The sequence below is a fragment of the Sphingobacterium shayense genome, assembly GCF_013179575.1.
Taxonomy (GTDB): domain Bacteria; phylum Bacteroidota; class Bacteroidia; order Sphingobacteriales; family Sphingobacteriaceae; genus Sphingobacterium; species Sphingobacterium shayense.
Map to the genome: position 1 here is coordinate 1 of NZ_JABMCQ010000356.1, position 599 is coordinate 599.

A 599-nucleotide genomic window follows, 5' to 3' on the forward strand; every position below is an offset into this window, starting at 1 on the left:
CTGCTTACCTTCGCTCAGCAAATCCAGAGCTTGATGCACTTTGTAATACAATCTTACCGTTAATAACGGAAATCAGTAATCGGTGGACGCCTAATATAGCAGCCACGGTTAAAGGTGCTATTATACATGAAGGTTTAAATCAGGTTGATCTTGCCAAAGTTCTCGGTAAGAGGCATCAAAGTCAAGTAAGTACGGAGCTTCAAAAAGCTGGATTTTCGAAGATGCAACGTGCTCTAGATTATTGTACGAAAAAAATGTTAGCCTTATGAGTATATTGTTTTTAAAATTGCTTCTAGCTCATTTGATAGGTGATTTCTTGTTTCAATCGAAAAGTTGGGTTCGCAAGCGTAAAGAAAACGTCGGTTACTTGTTGTTGCATATCGGAATTCACGCTTTATTATTATTGGTATTATTTGTAAATCAATTGCCAATCTTTTGGGATGTTATTTTATTTGTCCTGTGCACGCATCTGATTATTGACAGTCTGAAAATATCCATAGAGAAACAGTACCCCCAGTTTCCTTTTCGATTATTCTTAATCGATCAATGTGCTCATCTCGCGGTAATTTTATCGGTTATTGTTTATCGATATGAACTTT

General features: G+C 36.4%; 1 protein-coding gene and 1 pseudogene. Both read left to right on the forward strand.

Annotated elements, in window-relative coordinates; translation table 11 throughout:
* Positions 1-269 (forward strand): annotated as a pseudogene (locus HP439_RS19335) (hypothetical protein); the annotation flags it as partial.
* Positions 266-599: DUF3307 domain-containing protein (locus HP439_RS19340; RefSeq protein WP_172391938.1), on the forward strand; the 334-nt coding region annotated here is incomplete at its 3' end. The pseudogene HP439_RS19335 and the gene HP439_RS19340, both read left to right, overlap by 4 nt.